The sequence below is a fragment of the Paenibacillus sp. RC67 genome (genome assembly GCF_030020805.1).
Taxonomy (GTDB): domain Bacteria; phylum Bacillota; class Bacilli; order Paenibacillales; family NBRC-103111; genus Paenibacillus_S.
Map to the genome: position 1 here is coordinate 182750 of NZ_CP125098.1, position 14751 is coordinate 197500.

Annotated in this window: 12 protein-coding genes (1 of these 12 running past the window's edge); all 12 read left to right on the forward strand. The window is 47.1% G+C overall.

All coding sequences use genetic code 11. The features are described 5' to 3' along the window. Positions 1 to 17: 17 nt before the first annotated feature. Entirely contained in the window at positions 18 to 1409 is a 1392-nt protein-coding gene (locus QMA13_RS00820) for a GldG family protein (protein ID WP_282938866.1), read from the forward strand. Continuing rightward, positions 1406 to 2404, forward strand: coding sequence for a DUF4340 domain-containing protein (locus tag QMA13_RS00825; protein WP_282938867.1), 999 nt, complete (start codon positions 1406 to 1408; stop codon positions 2402 to 2404). Before QMA13_RS00820 ends, QMA13_RS00825 begins: the two co-directional genes overlap by 4 nt. Positions 2405 to 2566: 162 nt before the next feature. Next, entirely contained in the window at positions 2567 to 2809 is a 243-nt protein-coding gene (locus QMA13_RS00830) for a hypothetical protein (protein ID WP_282938868.1), read from the forward strand. Between the two features lie 22 nt (positions 2810 to 2831). Then, a complete protein-coding gene (locus tag QMA13_RS00835; RefSeq protein WP_282938869.1) occupies positions 2832 to 3833 on the forward strand; it encodes a spore coat protein in 1002 nt (333 codons plus the stop codon). Between the two features lie 197 nt (positions 3834 to 4030). Further along, positions 4031 to 4738, forward strand: coding sequence for a response regulator transcription factor (locus tag QMA13_RS00840; protein ID WP_282938870.1), 708 nt, complete (start codon positions 4031 to 4033; stop codon positions 4736 to 4738). Next, positions 4735 to 5811 (forward strand): sensor histidine kinase, encoded by a 1077-nt coding sequence (locus QMA13_RS00845; RefSeq protein WP_282938871.1) that lies wholly within the window; start codon positions 4735 to 4737, stop codon positions 5809 to 5811. Before QMA13_RS00840 ends, QMA13_RS00845 begins: the two co-directional genes overlap by 4 nt. A gap of 121 nt (positions 5812 to 5932) precedes the next feature. Then, complete coding sequence (locus tag QMA13_RS00850; RefSeq protein ID WP_282938872.1) at positions 5933 to 6712, forward strand: ABC transporter ATP-binding protein; 780 nt, start codon at positions 5933 to 5935, stop codon at positions 6710 to 6712. Continuing rightward, positions 6687 to 8624 carry an ABC transporter permease gene (locus tag QMA13_RS00855; RefSeq protein WP_282938873.1) on the forward strand — a complete coding sequence of 646 codons (1938 nt, stop codon included), beginning with the start codon at positions 6687 to 6689 and terminating at the stop codon, positions 8622 to 8624. The genes QMA13_RS00850 and QMA13_RS00855 overlap by 26 nt, the downstream gene beginning before the upstream one ends. Before the next feature lie 356 nt (positions 8625 to 8980). Then, positions 8981 to 9685: a heptaprenylglyceryl phosphate synthase gene (gene pcrB, locus QMA13_RS00860; RefSeq protein WP_282938874.1), complete on the forward strand. Its 705-nt coding sequence runs from the start codon at positions 8981 to 8983 to the stop codon at positions 9683 to 9685. Between the two features lie 23 nt (positions 9686 to 9708). Further along, a complete protein-coding gene (gene pcrA, locus QMA13_RS00865) occupies positions 9709 to 12042 on the forward strand; it encodes a DNA helicase PcrA (RefSeq protein ID WP_282938875.1) in 2334 nt (777 codons plus the stop codon). Positions 12043 to 12080: 38 nt separating this feature from the next. Next, complete coding sequence (ligA, locus tag QMA13_RS00870; RefSeq protein WP_282938876.1) at positions 12081 to 14099, forward strand: NAD-dependent DNA ligase LigA; 2019 nt, start codon at positions 12081 to 12083, stop codon at positions 14097 to 14099. A 73-nt stretch (positions 14100 to 14172) separates the two neighbouring features. Then, positions 14173 to 14751, forward strand: partial view of a DUF1835 domain-containing protein gene (locus tag QMA13_RS00875; RefSeq protein WP_282938877.1) — the 5' portion only. 420 nt of this gene lie beyond the right edge of the window; 579 of the gene's 999 nt are visible here — the first part of the coding sequence; it begins with the start codon at positions 14173 to 14175; its stop codon lies beyond the right edge, outside the window.

The window sequence follows — 14751 nt, forward strand, 5'->3', positions numbered from 1 at the left end:
AGAAGGGGGAAAGGCAATTGAATAAGTGGATTCGCGGAACGAATGCGGTCGTGCTTTCGCTTGCGGTGATCGGCATTTTTATCGTCCTGACGATTTTCCTTAACTCTACGAAAACGCTGCAGGTCGATTTAACGCAAAACAAACAATTTACGTTATCCGATCAGACGATCAATACGTTAAAAACGCTCGACAATGATGTTCATATTGTTTCATTGACCAGCTCACAGACTTCACCTGTCATGAGCCGTGAAGTTGTCGATTTGGTTCAGGAATATAAGAAGCGCAACAGCAAAATCGTTTTCGATCAATTCGATATCGAGAAGCATCCGGAGGTTGCTAATCAATACGAGGGCGTCGATCCTTCTGGGGTATTGGTCATCGAAAGCGGGGCCCAGAAGAAAGTGGTTAACTTCTATGATATGTTCCAGGCTTCTGGCCAATCCCAAACCGACTATCAATTTAGCGGAGAGCAGAAGATTACTCAGGCCCTCGTTAACCTGAACGTCAAAGACAAGACGACCGTGTACTTCCTGTCTGGGCATAGTGAAACGCCGCTCAGCCAGATGACCTTGTGGCAGAGCTCCCTTGAGAATGCGAACTATACCGTAAAGGACCTCAACTTGCTTCGCGAGGGCAAAATTCCAGATGATGCACAAGCTTTATTCATCATTGGTGCGCAAACGGATATTAGCGATGCAGAAGCAGGAATCATCAAGGAGTATTTAAACGGTAAAGGCAAGCTGTACATGGCGCTGGGCTCCAATCAAAATATGGCTACAGAGTGGAAAAATATCGATTCCCTTCTTGCTGTGTATGGCATTACGGATCAGCATGCGGTTGCTATAGATCCTAAGTCAAGCCGTTTGATGTCTCCTCTTACCATTATTCCTGAGTACGGAGCTCATGAAATTACGAGCAAGCTGCAAACGTATAACTTGCTGATGCAATTGGGGCTTGCGGTTTCGATGAATGTCGATAAGCCAGCAGCCGATTTCCAGGCAACCAGCATTTTGAAAACATCCGATTCGGCATTCGGTAAGACGGACTTGGCCGCGTTGGTTAAAGGCAATACCACCAAGGGAGATAAAGATATTAAAGGCCCGCTGAATTTGGGTTATGTTGTAGAGACCAAAGACAACAAGCCTAAAGCGGTCGTACTTGGCAGCTATACCTCTTTAAGAGATGATTACTTTCAACAACAAGGCAACCGCGACTTCGCTTTGAACAGCGTAGGCTGGCTGCAGGAGCAAAAAGACCAAGTAACCATTCGTCCGCGTGAAAATCAAGCGCAAATGGCTATGTTTACTGGCGGTCAAGCCTATTCTATTTTCTATGGCACGGTATTGCTATTCCCGTTACTCTTCCTGATCGTTGGCGGAACGATTTGGTGGAGGAGGAGAAAAGGATGAAGCGGCTCATACCCACCCTCATACTGGTTATCGTTTGTATAGGAGGCTTTTGGTACGCGTCAAGCCAAAACTTTTTCAAAGAGAAGCCGGAAGCGGGAGCATCGCTTGTGAAGGTGAATCCGAACGATGTAGCCAGCTATACGATCCAAGCGGGCGGAACTGAAATTGAAATGCAGCAAAAAGACGGCAAATGGACGATGACCAAGCCATCTGCCCTTCCTCTAAATGAGTACAGCGCTAACGGCTGGATTGATTCCTTTAATGGAGTGACTAAAGATAAAGATGCTACCATTGATGCTGAGGGTAAGGATCTGGCCAAATTCGGCTTGGATAAGCCGCAGCAGCAGTTTAGCGTCAAGCTGAATAATGGTACGGTCCAAACGTTGAGCATAGGTAACGCGATGCTTGTTCAAGGCTTCGATTATGCCATGTTCAGCGGCTCGCCTGAGGTGTTTAAAATTAATGATTCTCAGGTCAAATCACTTGCCAAGACTCAACTCGACCTCATGGAGAAAAGTCCGATTCGGCTAGAGTATGAACAGGTGCGCAGTATAAGTGTTGACTGGAAAGGTCAGAAATCGACGTTGACGAAGACGGACACCGATAAAAAGTCCTATGAGGCGAATTGGAAGCTGGACGATAAAGAGTTGAAAGGCTCCGATGCTAGCGCTTATTTGGATAAGGTGCAGTTCTTGGCAACAGAACAGCCTGCCAAACCGGCTGCGCAAGTGAAGATGGACTCGCCTGAGCTTCGACTTGAGATCAAATATGCTGACGCCTCTAATAAGGAGACGACAACCGTTTACTTGGGCAAGGTGGATCAGGATAATCTATGGCTGGTCCAACAGGACGGCCAGTGGGCGTATTCCTTACCGGTAACGTCGATTCAGGAGTTGGCTGACAAGTTCAAGCAGCTTCCGCAGCCTCCTGAGCAGCAAGCTGCCCCAGAAACGCAGCCGACGACGCCACAGGCGGAGCAACCTCAGTCCAAGTAATAAGAAATGAAATAACGGGTTATATAATCCCATAGTCTTTTCGCCCCATCTTGCTAAATGCAGGGTGTGGGCGATTTTTTTTGAAATTTGGAATATTCATACACATAGTTTTCCACATCTTGGACAACCTATATTTGTCAAAAACGAAAGGAGGACATATCGATGTTTAATCAACAAGGACAGCAACAGCAGCAAAGTATGAACACGGTCAGCTCCAAGGAATTGGCGTACATAACCGATAGCTTGAAGAATGAAGATTTGTTAGCCAAATTGGCCGTCCACGGATTGTCCGATTGCCAATCGCCGCAGTTAAAGCAAAAATTGGAGCAGATCGCTCAGGATCGTTTACAGCATGCCAATCAACTGCTTAGAACGCTGCAGCAGCAAACTCAGATGACCCACTAATGACATAGGAGGTGCACACAAGATGTATCAACAACAAAATTTCATGAATCAATCCACACATCAGCATACACCGCTTCAAGAGCAGGACTGGGGCAACCTGGTATTGTCCGAGTTGAAGCGTACGGCGCGTGAATATACGACAGCTGCTTTGGAAGCGACACATCCGGCCATTCGTCAGACGTTCCAAAGCTTGTCCCAAAGAACAATGCAGGAACAGGCGGAGTTGTTCCAAGTATTATCCCAACTAAACGGCTATGGCTCGGTGAAAATGGCTAATCAGCAGGAGATTCAACAAGATCTCCAACAGCAAGTTCAAAAGGTGGAGCAGCTGCAGTCTATAGTTCAGCAGTCCATCCAAAGCGCGAACACAAACACAGCGGCTATGTACCAACAACAGCAACAGCATCAGCCGATGTACAATGCAAGTCCGCAATATCAGCAGCAGCAGCAGCCGTCGTTTAATACCTATGATGCAGGTGGTTTTGGCGGGGCGGCAGCAGGCTCTTATCAGCAGCCTTCTACTCAAGGAGGGCAAAGCTACGGACAAAGCTTCGCTACTAACTTCAGCTCGTCTGTCGGCAGCCACTCTCCTAATCAGAGCCAAAGCTATACAAGCGACTCTGGAAGCGGAAGCTCCGGCATCAGCCAAAATCAAAATCCGACTACACAAAGTATCGCCAATCAATATACAGCTTCTGCCTTTAAATCAACGGCAGGAAATGGGTCTATTGGACAATCCTCGGGAACCTCTGCTAACCAATGGGCGCAGGAGGGAGGGGCCGCGAAATACGGCAGCAACCAAGATTCTTATTCGGCCATATCAGCATCTTCCTCCCAAGGCGGGAATAGCTTCAATTGGACTGATGACAGCGCTAATGCAAGCTCCAGCGCAATCACTTCAACAAGCAACCGGGGTGGCAATAGCTTTGAGTGGCACGATTCCGACGAGCAGGCTAATGCTTCCTCTTCCTTGTCTTCCTCCCAAGAAAGATCTACTTCATTTAGTGGCGGGAAGTTCATGTAGTGCTCTCAAAAGTTTGTGGAATAAGATTACCCCTGCACAATGGCAGGGGTTTTTCGTCGCTCATCTTGGAAAACCTCGATAGAGGTGCTTCATATTAAAGACTCACCGTCCATGTAAAAGCGCTGAAGCTGCAATAGGCCTAGGGAAAGCGGTATAATGAGAAAGATTGGAATTTCGAAATAACGGGGTGTGTTGTTTTGTACCGGATTCTCATTGTCGAAGATGACGATAAAATTGCATCAATCCTGCATTCCCACATGGAAAAGTTCGGATATGCAGCCGAGAGAGTAACTGATTTTCGGGATATTAAACAATCATTTCTTGCTTCTAAACCAGACATGGTTTTACTGGACATTAATCTTCCTCATTACGACGGCTTCTATTGGTGTAGGCAAATCAGGACGGTATCCAATGTACCTATTATCTTTTTATCTGCACGTGTCGGTGAGATGGATCAGGTCATGGCCATAGAAAATGGCGGGGACGATTATATTACGAAGCCTTTTCACTTAGATGTGGTCATAGCCAAGGTGAAGAGTGTGCTTCGCCGGACTTATGGAGAATATGCAGGTGCAAATCCAATGCCGCGAGACATTCTGAATGTCGCGGGACTAGCCTTAGATGCTTCCAAAAATACAATGGAGTGGAACGGATCCAGAATTGACTTGTCACGCAATGAATTTTTGTTGATGGAGTGCCTTGTCAAGCAAGCGGATCGGATTATAACACGGGAGTCTTTATTGGAAGCTTTGTGGGACGATATTGATTTCGTTGATGACAATACTTTAACGGTGAATGTGACACGTGTGCGCAAGAAGCTGGAGGAGCTGGGCATTGTTAAGGCCGTAGAAACGATTCGCGGACAAGGCTATCGGCTCAACACGTCCTGGAGGGATGGGGAATGAAATGGATCGATTTTGTATCTGATAGGATGGGCTATATCGTCATCTATTTAGTTAATATCCTTTTTGTTCTGCTTGTTGTTGAGCTGGCTATACTACCACAAGGGGTTTCTCTGCAAACGGACAATCTTATCTATATCTTTATTTTGTCTATATCCGGAATTGTTATATTTCTTCTTATTGATTATGTTCGTCAAAGAGACTATTTTCTCAAGCTGAAGGCCATCCGAAGCAATCCGGACAGAATGGAACGTATTAGTAACCTGCCGTTAGGCTTGAAAAGAGAACAAACGATAATGATAGACCTACTGCATCAGCTACATGGCGGATATGAGGATCGATTGGTTCAGTACAGGAGACAGCAGGAGCAGCATGATGTATTTATCCGACAGTGGGTCCATCAGATGAAAACGCCCGTGTCCGTCATCGACCTGCTGACTCAAAAAACGGAATCGGTTCACGAGCAGGAGCTTCGCTTGGTGCTGCACAGCATTCAGGAGGAAAATGACCGATTGGCGCATGGGCTCGATATGATGCTGCAGACGGCCCGTCTTGAGAAATTCGAGCTGGACGTTCATGTGAAAAAAGTAAATTTGGAGCAGATCATACGCAGTATCATTAATGAACATAAGCGTGCCTGTATCCGGAGTGGAGTGTATCCAAAACTCACAGTCGAGGCGGACGCCCAGTATGTGGAAACGGATGAGAAATGGATAGCCGTAGCGATACGGCAAATTGTTACCAATGCTATTAAATACGCCAAAAGAACCGAAGACCCTGCAGATAAGCAGCTCGATATCATGGTAGCCAAAGGGATAGATGGAGTGTATGCATCCTTCCGCGATACCGGTATTGGCATTGCAGAACAGGATCTCCCGCGTGTGTTCGACCCTTTTTTCACCGGAGAAAACGGGAGAAAGGTGGGAGAATCGACCGGAATGGGCCTCTATTTGGTCAAGGAGCTATGCCGTAAGCTCGGTCATCGTGTGGACATCTCTTCTATAGAAGGTCAAGGAGCTACGGTTACCCTACATTTCCCGCCTGCATCGGTGCTTCATGACATTCTTAAACGATAGAAAGGTGACAATGTTGTAAGAAAGCCATCTACTTTGTAAGGTGAATCGATAGCAGCTTTGGCACCCCTCTTCTATACTAAGGGCATGTTATTAATGAATCATGGTTAGGGAGGCAAAGTAAATGGCAGTTTTAAAAACAGAAAACTTATGTAAAACCTACGGAACTAAAAATGGCAATGCCGTATATAAAGCGCTGGATCAGGTGCAGCTGGAGGTCCAGGAGGGTGAATTCGTAGGGGTCATGGGCCCATCGGGCAGCGGGAAAACGACGCTTCTAAATCTGCTCGCAACGATAGATAAGCCAACTTCGGGACATATAGAAATCAATGGAACCAATCCCAATCAGCTGAACAATAAGCAGCTTGCCCTGTTTCGACGGAGACAGCTCGGGTTCATTTTTCAGGACTTTAACCTGTTAGAGACGCTTAGCATGAAAGAGAACATCATCCTGCCTCTAGTGTTGGAAAATATGAAGGCAGCTGACATCGAGCGTAAAGTTCAGGAAATAGCCGAGACACTTAACATAACTCAACTTTTGGATAAACGGACCTATGAGGTATCCGGGGGACAGCAGCAGAGAGCGGCCATAGCTCGGGCGATGATTCATCAGCCTGCATTATTGCTGGCGGATGAGCTGACGGGCAACCTGGACTCGAAAGCGGCCAAGGATGTAATGGAATCGCTCAAAGAAATGAATGAGGAGCGGGGCGCCACCATTCTTATGGTGACTCACGATCCTTTCGCGGCGAGCTACTGCAAACGAATTATTTTTATTAAGGACGGCAAGCTGTTTAACGAAATTCGCAGAGGCTCCAACAGGCAGGCGTTCTTCCAGCAAATATTGGATGCCTTAAGCTATTTGGGAGGGAACTTCGATGACTTTTCGACAGCTCGCTCTTAAAAATATTCAGGGCAATTGGCATCGGTACATCGCTTTTTTTCTGAGCAGTACGTTTTCTGTCATGATCTTTTATATTTATGCTTCATTTATATTCCACCCGGACGTAGTGAACGGAACGATTCAAGCTGCCGCCAAGGTAAGGCAAGGCATGGTTGCCTGCGAGTTTCTGATCGTCATCTTTTCGTTTTTCTTCGTGCTATATGCCAGCTTCGCTTTTTTAAAGACACGCAAAAAGGAAATCGGTCTGCTGACCTTGTTCGGCATGACCCGATCGCAAATCAATAAGCTCGTGCTCTATGAAAACGCCGCAATTGCGGTTCTGTCCATCGTAGTTGGTTGCAGTCTAGGGACACTTTTCTCGAAACTGTTTTTTATGGCTTTAGCCGAGCTGCTTCAAGTCGATAACCCGATACGTTTTCTTATTGTGCCGCAGGCGCTGCTATACACGGGAGTAGGCTTTCTCGTCCTCTTCTTGGCTATCACGCTTATTACTCTTGTTGGCATGAGCAGGAATCAGGTCATTGAGCTGCTGAAGGCTTCCAAGAAGCCCAAGACCATGCCTGCGTCATCCAGATGGCTTGTCCTCTTGGCCGCAGCTTGTCTCATCGCAGGGTACAGCGTCGCTTATACTGCAACTCCCAACAATTTGGTCATCGTGATGATGCCGGTTGTTTTCCTTACGGTGGTGGGCACTTATTTTCTGTTCACCCAAGCGAGCGTAGCTATATTGAAAAGACTGCAGCGGATGCCCCAAATTTATTATCGCAACACGCAGTTCATCACGATCTCGCAGCTTGTATTTAAAATGAAAGACAATGCGAGGATCTTGTTTACGGTTTCTATCTTAAGTGCGGTCATTTTATCGGCGTCAGGGTCTGTTTATATGTTTTATCAAGGAGCAAGGGGACAGATCATGGATCATTTTCCTCAAAGCATTAGCTTTGTGGCCAAAGGCTCTACCGTACCACCCTCGTTGCAGCCGGATCAGGTGAAGAGCGTGATGACTCGTCATGGAATACAGATTACAGATCAAATTCAGGCTGTGGGGATTCAGAGCTCTATCCAAATAAAAGCGTATAATAACAGAAAGACGGACGTGCTCCTACTGCCTGCCAGCGTATATAACGGTTTAGCAAGTCAGGGCCAAAGCCGAAGCGGCAAGAAGCCATCAATAGCCATTGAACCAGGCCATGCCGTCATCGTAAATCCTTATAGCGAGTCCGAAGTAACCCTTTTCGGCAAAGGGGATCTGATGACGACAACCGCAGGGTCTGAATTAACATTACGAATGGACGGTCAGTTGGATGGGGCTATCCTTAATCCAATATATGAGGCGACGTACATTGTTCTTTTGAATGACAATCAGTTTAAAACTCTTCTAGGGACAATGCCAGAGGAGCAAAAAGTCGCTTATATCGGTTATGAACTCAAGGACTGGGAAAAGGCGGATGAAGCCATTAAGCAGTTGGAAGGGGATTTGCCCTCCGACCAGAAGTCTCGTTTCTCTAATCGTACAGAATCTTTTTTGTCCATGAAGCAATTCAGCTCGTTAACACTTTTCATTGGGATGTTCGTCAGTATTCTGTTCTTCATGGCATCCGGGAGTATGTTGTACTTTAAACTGTTTACTGAGCTGCAGGAGGACCAGGCCCAGTACAAAGCGCTAACGAGAATTGGAGTCTCGATGCAGGAAATACGTAAAATTACGAATACCCAGATCGGGATCATCTTCTTTATCCCTGTTATAATCGGCAGCGTACATGCAGGATTCGCTTACAAGGCACTCAGCAATCTTGTCAGCATTTCCGTTTGGAAGTATGGAGTAACCATCATGCTCATTTATGCAGTGATGCAGCTATTTTATTTTTTGCTGACGCGGCGGGCCTATATGAAGCAAATGAAACATTTATAGTACGTGTTCAAAAAGGTCGGTTTTCAGCACCAAGAAGGTTGGATGAAGCTAGGGACTTCAGGAGCGGAGCGTACGTTTTGGGTACGTGAGCACCGGAAGGCCCAGCTGAATTCAAGATTCGATGCCGAGGTGCTTCCTGACTCACTTCGTGATCAAAATTGGACTTTTTGAACAACCTCTTATAGAGAAAAGGACTGAGAACACGCGTTCTTAGTCCTTTTCTTTTTTTAGACGAAATGTTGGGCGAAACTGGATGAAAACGGATTTGACACGGTATGCACTGTAGCATAGACTAGCTTTAGAGAAGGTTAAAAGAGAACGTTTGGAAGCGCCAAATCAAGAACGGAGGCACTACGTTGCATTGGGATTTTAAGCAGTGGAATCACGTTTTTAAGCTGGACCCGGATCGGGAAATATCGGATGAGTGGCTGGAAAAGGTTTGTTTATCAGGTACTGATGCCATTATGGTTGGAGGTTCCTCCGGGATTACATTTGACAATACGGTGGATCTATTATCGCGCATAAGGAGATATGAGGTTCCATGTGTGCTGGAGGTTTCTGATGAAGACGCCATCGTTCCGGGCTTCGATATGTTTTTCATTCCTATGGTATTAAATGCAGGCGATCCGCAATGGATCGTAGGACATCATCAGAAGGCGCTTCGTGAATATGGGTCTATATTAGACTGGAGCCAAGTATTTACGGAAGGCTACGTCATATTAAATGAACAGTCTACAGCGGCGCAAATAACGGAGGCAAACACAGATCTCGACGTTAGAGACGTAGAGGCCTATGCCAGAATGGCAGACCGTCTGCTGCATTGCCCGATTTTTTATATGGAATACAGCGGTACTTTTGGAGACATGGCCTTAGTGGCCCGTATGAAAGGGCTGCTTAAGGATGCCCGATTGTTTTACGGAGGTGGTATTGATAGCCCGGAGAAGGCCTATCAGGCAGCGGAAGCGGCGCATACCATCATTGTAGGCAATGCCGTCTATGATCAACTGGAGCAGGCTCTGGCTACCGTACAGGCGGTAAGAGAGGCAAAGGCCCGTCAATAAGCATGGAAAGGAACTGAATGAAGATGAACGATACGTTTGACATATTAGCATCCATACAAACCTTGAACCCGGAACAAAGAAAGGCCGTAGAGACTGTGGACGGCCCTTTATTGATTATGGCGGGAGCGGGAAGCGGTAAGACCCGCGTATTGACTCACCGGATCGCCTATTTGATCGCAACGAGAAAAGCAGCCCCTTGGAGCATATTAGCCATCACATTTACGAACAAAGCGGCTCGGGAAATGCAGGAACGTGTAGGTAAGCTGGTAGGGCCAGGCGGACAAGATATTTGGGTATCCACGTTTCACTCCATGTGCGTACGAATTCTTCGCAAGGATATTTCCCGAATTGGATATTCCTCCAGCTTTACGATATTGGATTCCGGCGATCAGCTGTCCGTAGTCAAGAACTGTATGAAAGAGCTGAATATCGACGCTAAGAAGTTTGAGCCAAAAGCAGTCCAAGCGGCGATCAGTACCGCGAAGAATGAGCTGAAATCTCCCGAAATGCTAGAAAACCTTATCGGTGATTATTTCGACGGTATCGTAGCTAAGGTGTACAAGCTGTACCAGAAGAAGCTGAAAATGAATAACTCCCTGGATTTTGACGACCTGATTATGACGACGATCCGGTTGTTTCAGGAAGTCCCTGAAGTGCTGGACTTTTACCAAAATAAATTCCAATACATCCATGTGGACGAGTATCAGGATACGAACCGTGCGCAGTATATGCTTTGTCTAATGCTAGCGGATAAGCACAAGCGTATTTGTGTAGTAGGGGATAGTGATCAGTCGATTTATCGCTGGCGCGGAGCAGATATCAGCAACATTCTGAACTTTGAGAAGGATTACCCTAAAGCTACGACCATTTTGTTGGAGCAAAATTATCGCTCTACTTCTAATATATTGAATGCGGCCAACAAGGTAATCGCTAATAATGCTGGACGTAAAGCAAAAAATCTCTGGACCAGCAAAGGGGAAGGCAACAAAATTCGTTTGTATCAAGCCGACTCGGAACATGAAGAAGGGTACTTTATTACGAACGAAATTAATAAAAATGTGAAAAGCGGCAAACGATTCGACGAACATGCGATTTTGTACCGGACCAATGCGCAATCTCGGGTCATAGAGGAAATACTGATTAAATCGGATATTCCTTACCAAATCGTCGGCGGTATCAAGTTCTATGATCGTAAAGAGATTAAAGACATTCTCGCTTATTTACGTCTGATCTCTAACCCTGACGATGATGTTAGCTTCATGAGGATTGTTAATGTGCCTAAGCGCGGGATTGGCGACACAACCGTAGATCGTTTAATGGAGGCTGCTGGAAGAAGAGGCATCTCGATGTTTGCGCTGCTCGAAGGGATAGACGGTCTGGAGATTGGAGCTAAGGCGAAAAATGCATTAACCGACTTCCGGGAAATGATCGATAATTTGTATCGGATGGTCGAGTATTTGTCTGTCACTGAGTTGACCGAAAAAATGCTGGAATTGACCGAATACCGGTTAGAGCTGCAGCGTGAGAAAACAATCGAATCAACTGCCAGACTCGAGAATATCGACGAGTTTCTGTCGGTTACAATGGAATTTGAAAAGCGTAACGACGATAAGTCACTTGTATCCTTCCTCACGGATCTGGCACTTATTGCCGATATCGACTCAATGAATAACGCAGCAGAGGATGCTGCGGATGCGAATAACTCGGTCGTACTGATGACGATGCACAGTGCTAAGGGATTGGAGTTCCCTGTTGTCTTTATCATCGGGATGGAGGAAGGCGTCTTCCCGCACAGCCGCGCGTCTAACGATAACGAAGAGCTGGAAGAAGAACGCCGGCTTGCTTATGTAGGCATTACCCGGGCGGAGCAAGAGCTGTTCTTGACTTGCGCGAAAATGCGAACGCTCTTCGGGCGCACGAACATGAATGCTCCGTCGCGATTCTTGAAGGAGATTCCGGAAGAACTGCTAGAGATGGCTGTGCCTGGAGGCACGATTGGCGGGCGTTCAGGCGGCTCTTGGGGCGGACGTGAGGGCCGTTACGGCAGCGGCGGCAGCTTTGGCTCGGCTGGGACTGCAAGCAGCTCTGCTCCGCCAAGCAAGGCTGCAGGCTTCCGCCCAACCGTGGGAGGGGCTGCTCCTGCGGCTCGCACTGCAGCCAACGTTGCGGGCAATGCAGCGAAGCCGGTGCTTGACTATAAGATGGGCGATAAAGTCGCCCACGGCAAATGGGGCACCGGCGTCGTTGTCGCTATCAAGGGAGCCGGCGACGATACGGAGCTGCAGATTGCATTTCCGGCGCCGGTTGGTATCAAACGTCTGCTTGCCAAGTTTGCGCCTATTACCAAGGAAAGCTAATAGAACGGATTATATTTTGAGAGGATGGTTTTCTTTATATGACGGATGCTCTGCAGGCCATGAAAGCCCTCATCGAAGAGATTAACAACCATAATTATAAGTACTATACGAAAGATGAACCGAGCATTAGCGATGCGGAGTACGATATTTTGTACGACCGTCTAGTAGCGATGGAGCGGGAGACGGGTGTAACCTTGCCCGATTCTCCTACCCAACGGGTCGGGGACCAATTGCTGAAAGGCTTCGATGAGCATAAACACAGATCAAGGCTGTGGAGCTTGGATAAAGCGCAAAATCAGGACGATTTAATGGCTTGGCATACGCGTGCCTCCAAACTTGTTAATGACTATAACGGTCGGAACCCGGAGAATCCGCTTCCGCCGCTTTCTTTTGTCGTGGAATTAAAGTTTGACGGGCTGACCCTCAATCTGACCTATGAAAACGGGGCATTGGTACAGGCGGCAACCCGCGGGAACGGCGTTGTCGGGGAAGGCATACTGGCTCAAGTAAAGACGATTCGATCCATTCCTCTCACTATTCCCTATAACGAAGGCGTTATAGAGATCCAGGGTGAAGGGATTATGAACCTGTCCGTCCTTGAGAAATACAATAAGACTGCCGCAGAACCGCTTAAAAATGCCCGTAATGCCGCTGCAGGAGCCTTGCGTAACCTGAACCCTAAAGTAACGGCAGAACGAAAGCTGAATGCCTTTTTTTATAACGTTGGCTATACGGACGGCCTGACGTTCCAAGACCACCAAGAGATGGTTTCTTTCTTGCAGGCTAACCGCTTTAGAGTGAGTCCTTTTGTCAAATTTTTCGATTCCATAGAAGCTGTTACGCAGGAATTAGAGAGTATTGTGGAAATGCGTAATACGTTGGATTTTCTAATCGATGGACTCGTTGTGAAAATTAACGATATGCGTACTCGCGAGGTGCTAGGATATACCGATAAATTTCCCCGTTGGGCGGTTGCCTTCAAATTCGAGGCGGAAGAAGCCGTTACGACCCTACTATCCGTATCTTGGGAAGTGGGTCGGACGGGTAAAATCACTCCTGTTGCCAAAGTTGAGCCTGTAGACATCGCAGGAGTTACGGTGCAAAACTGCACCTTGAACAATATTGGAGATATCGAACGGAAGAACCTCAAACATGCCTTAGGCAGTCATGTACTGATTCGTCGTTCCAATGACGTCATCCCGGAAATACTCGGCAAGGTTACTGAAGAGGCGGACGGCGAGGAGATAGTATTCCCTGAGCATTGCCCTTCATGTGGATCTGCTCTAGAACTGAAGGGAGCACATTTGTTCTGTCTGAATCGTTTGGAGTGCAGACCCCAACTGATCGGTCGGATCACTCACTTCGCATCACGTGATGCTATGGATATCGAGACGTTCAGCATTATGACGGCGGAGCAGCTGTACCAAGAGTCTGGTGTCCGGGACCCGGCAGACTTGTATGATTTAACGTTTGACGATCTGATTAAGCTCGAACGGTTTGGAGAGAAGAAAGCGAACAAATTGCTGGCAGCCTTTGAGAAAAGCAAACAGTGTGATTTGGCATCGTTCTTGTTTGCTCTCGGCATTCCTAATACAGGCAAGACGACGACCAAAGTGCTTGCCGACCATTATCGCAGTCTATCAAAGCTTATGGAGGCTACTACCGAAGAGCTGGTTACCTTGCAGGACATCGGAGAGATTGTTGCCGAGAGTATCGTGGGCTTTTTCCGAGATCCGATCATGCAGCGAAGCATAGAGCGTTTACTTCAAGCAGGAGTCAATCCGCTTAGTGAGGAAGCGCCCGCGGTAGTCAATACAGACAATCCGTTTTTCGGTAAAACCATCGTTTTAACCGGAACCTTAACCGCTATGAGCCGTGATGAGGCAGGCAAAAAGCTGGAGGCTATGGGAGCCAAGATAACCGGGAGTGTGTCCAAAAAGACGGACATTGTTATTGCCGGGGAAAGTGCCGGAAGTAAGCTGACTAAAGCCCAAGAGCTTGGCATCCGAATTATCAACGATGAGCAGGAGCTGCTGCAGCTTTTAGGAAACGAATAGAAGTTATGGAGGGGGTGTGAGCCCCCTCTTTGTTCATTTACGTTCGGTAGAAATTTGTGAGGAGCGGTGAGATATGCTTCATATAGTGAATGGGGACAGCTTTGGCTCTACATTAAAGAAGAGCGGGATAGAGGGCGATGTTCTAGTATGGCGTGAATCGTTGTATGAAGGGCCCCTGTCGGTGCTTTTTACCGATGAGGAGACGAGAGAAGCAAGAATAAAGTATTTCTCATCCAAAGGAGTTCCTGCAGCCAGCTTTCAATCCCATACCAATTTTCAAGAAGCTGCTCTTCAACAATGCTCTCATTATAAAGAAATTGTTCTCTGGTTCGAATATGATTTGTTTGACCAAACTATGCTGATCTACTTGCTTCAGTGGTTTTCCAAGCAGCGGCATTTAATGAATGACACGAATCTTCACCTTATTTGCATAGATTCATTCCCTGGAGTGCATCCTTTTAAAGGACTGGGTCAGCTGACTCCTGCACAAACGAAACAGTTGGAGGGATCTTGGCTGCCGGTCAGCGATGAACAGCTGCGGCTGTCACATCGAGCGTGGGCTGCATATGCTTCCCGGGACCCGCGTGCCATTATCGATCTGCTGGAACAAGACACTTCCGAACTGCCGTTTTTAGAAAGTGCAATGAAATGC

What these genes read in the sequence shown, in the direction of transcription:
- QMA13_RS00825 (WP_282938867.1), top strand. Translation starts at nt 1,406, where the DNA reads ATGAAGCGGCTCATACCCACCCTCATACTGGTTATCGTTTGTATAGGA.
- QMA13_RS00830 (WP_282938868.1), top strand. Translation starts at nt 2,567, where the DNA reads ATGTTTAATCAACAAGGACAGCAACAGCAGCAAAGTATGAACACGGTC.
- QMA13_RS00835 (WP_282938869.1), top strand. Translation starts at nt 2,832, where the DNA reads ATGTATCAACAACAAAATTTCATGAATCAATCCACACATCAGCATACA.
- QMA13_RS00845 (WP_282938871.1), top strand. Translation starts at nt 4,735, where the DNA reads ATGAAATGGATCGATTTTGTATCTGATAGGATGGGCTATATCGTCATC.
- QMA13_RS00850 (WP_282938872.1), top strand. Translation starts at nt 5,933, where the DNA reads ATGGCAGTTTTAAAAACAGAAAACTTATGTAAAACCTACGGAACTAAA.
- QMA13_RS00855 (WP_282938873.1), top strand. Translation starts at nt 6,687, where the DNA reads ATGACTTTTCGACAGCTCGCTCTTAAAAATATTCAGGGCAATTGGCAT.
- pcrA (WP_282938875.1), top strand. Translation starts at nt 9,709, where the DNA reads ATGAACGATACGTTTGACATATTAGCATCCATACAAACCTTGAACCCG.
- ligA (WP_282938876.1), top strand. Translation starts at nt 12,081, where the DNA reads ATGACGGATGCTCTGCAGGCCATGAAAGCCCTCATCGAAGAGATTAAC.